The following is a 2,500-nucleotide window of genomic DNA, read 5'->3' as shown; positions in this document are numbered from 1 at the left end:
GGATGAGTTGTGTTTAGGGGTGAAAGGCCAATCAAGCCGGGAAATAGCTGGTTCTCCGCGAAAACTATTGAGGTAGTGCCTCGCACGAACACCTTAGGGGGTAGAGCACTGGATGGGCTAGGGGGTCGCGAGATCTACCAAACCTAACCAAACTCCGAATACCTAAGAGTGATATGCGGGAGACAGACGGCGGGTGCTAAGGTCCGTCGTCAAAAGGGAAACAGCCCTGACCTACAGCTAAGGCCCCCAAATCGTATCTAAGTGGGAAAGCATGTGGGACTTCCAAAACAACCAGGAGGTTGGCTTAGAAGCAGCCATCCTTTAAAGAAAGCGTAACAGCTCACTGGTCTAAACAAGAGGTCCTGCGGCGAAGATGTAACGGGGCTCAAGATACGTGCCGAAGCTTAGGGTGTGCCACTTATGTGGTACGCGGTAGCGGAGCGTTCCGTAAGCCTGTGAAGCGATCTGGTAATGGGTCGTGGAGGTATCGGAAGTGCGAATGCAGACATGAGTAGCGATAAAGAGGGTGAGATGCCCTCTCGCCGAAAGACCAAGGGTTCCTGCGCAAGGCTAATCCGCGCAGGGTGAGCCGGCCCCTAAGACGAGCCCGAAGGGGGTAGTCGATGGGAACCACGTTAATATTCGTGGGCCTGGTGGTGTGTGACGGATCATGTGTGTTGTCATCCCTTATCGGATTGGGATGGCTTCGAAATGGTTCCAGGAAATAGCCCCACCGTATAGACCGTACCCGAAACCGACACAGGTGGTCAGGTAGAGTATACCAAGGCGCTTGAGAGAAGTGTCCTGAAGGAACTCGGCAAATTGCCTCCGTACCTTCGGAAGAAGGAGGCCCTCACTATGCGCAAGCACTTTGAGGGGGCACAGGCCAGGGGGTAGCGACTGTTTAGCAAAAACACAGGGCTCTGCTAAGTCGGCTTCAAGACGACGTATAGGGCCTGACGCCTGCCCGGTGCCTGAAGGTTAAGTGGAGGGGTGCAAGCTCTGAAATGAAGCCCAGGTAAACGGCGGCCGTAACTATAACGGTCCTAAGGTAGCGAAATTCCTTGTCGGGTAAGTTCCGACCTGCACGAATGGCGTAACGACTTCCCCACTGTCTCCAGGACATGCTCAGCGAAATTGAATTCTCCGTGAAGATGCGGAGTACCCGCGGTTAGACGGAAAGACCCCGTGCACCTTTACTGCAGCTTCAGAGTGGCATTAGGAAGAAACTGTGTAGCATAGGTGGGAGGCTTTGAAGCATCGGCGCCAGCTGATGTGGAGCCATAGGTGAAATACCACCCTGTTTGTTTCTGATGTCTAACCTCGTTCCGTAAGCCGGAACAGGGACCCTCTGTGGCGGGTAGTTTGACTGGGGCGGTCGCCTCCTAAAGAGTAACGGAGGCGCGCAATGGTGGGCTCAGGACGGTCGGAAACCGTCTGTTAGAGTGCAATGGCATAAGCCCGCCTGACTGCGAGACTGACAAGTCGAGCAGAGACGAAAGTCGGTCATAGTGATCCGGTGGTCCCTCGTGGAAGGGCCATCGCTCAACGGATAAAAGGTACGCCGGGGATAACAGGCTGATAACCCCCAAGAGCTCATATCGACGGGGTTGTTTGGCACCTCGATGTCGGCTCATCACATCCTGGGGCTGGAGCAGGTCCCAAGGGTTTGGCTGTTCGCCAATTAAAGTGGTACGTGAGCTGGGTTCAGAACGTCGCGAGACAGTTTGGTCCCTATCTGCCGTGGGCGTCGAAATTTGAGAGGAGTTGACCCTAGTACGAGAGGACCGGGTTGAACATACCTCTGGTGTACCAGTCGTTCTGCCAAGAGCGCAGCTGGGTAGCTATGTATGGACGGGATAACCGCTGAAAGCATCTAAGCGGGAAGCCTCCCTCGAGATAAGATTTCATAGAGCCGTCGGAGACCACGACGTTGATAGATCGGATGTAGAAGTGCGGTAACGCATGGAGCTAACCGATACTAATTGCTCTATTCGCGCTTGAGAGTCTCACACCATCAATGACAACACTGGGTTCGCCCAGCGTCAAAGATGCGTGCGGATGATTAAGACGACGCCAGATTGCCAATCCCCTCGCCGTCGAGGGATTGGTCATAAATACCACTAACCTTGCACGGTATCGATTTTAAAACCCTCAAGACCCGTCGCAAGGCAGGCCTCGAGGGACCCAGATATCACAGTGACGCATGTCGCACCGGCTCCATTGCCTGGTGGCTATAGCGTCGGTGTCCCACCCGATCCCATTCCGAACTCGGCCGTGAAACCCGCCTGCGCCAATGGTACTATCGCTCAAGCGATGGAAGAGTAGGTCGTCGCCAGGCATTGAAGCCCGTGCGACATGCATCACACGATATCTAAACCCATTCACAATCTCATCTACCCTTACGTCCCTAACCGGACCGTCGCGGGGTGGAGCAGCCCGGTAGCTCGTCAGGCTCATAACCTGAAGGTCACAGGTTCAAATCCTGTCCCCGCAACCA

General features: G+C 54.7%; 1 tRNA gene and 2 rRNA genes (1 of these 3 cut by a window edge). All 3 read left to right on the top strand.

What is annotated here, in order from left to right:
* Nucleotides 1-2,005, top strand: a 23S ribosomal RNA gene (locus NEF64_RS00015); it begins 792 nt to the left of the window's first position.
* Nucleotides 2,006-2,226: 221 nt separating this feature from the next.
* Nucleotides 2,227-2,341 (top strand): 5S ribosomal RNA (rrf, locus tag NEF64_RS00010).
* A gap of 82 nt (nucleotides 2,342-2,423) precedes the next feature.
* Nucleotides 2,424-2,500: transfer RNA gene (locus tag NEF64_RS00005), tRNA-Met, on the top strand.

The sequence above is a fragment of the Sphingomonas aerolata genome (assembly GCF_023935825.1).
GTDB lineage: Bacteria > Pseudomonadota > Alphaproteobacteria > Sphingomonadales > Sphingomonadaceae > Sphingomonas > Sphingomonas aerolata.
This window is presented reverse-complemented; position numbering and strand designations above follow the sequence as displayed.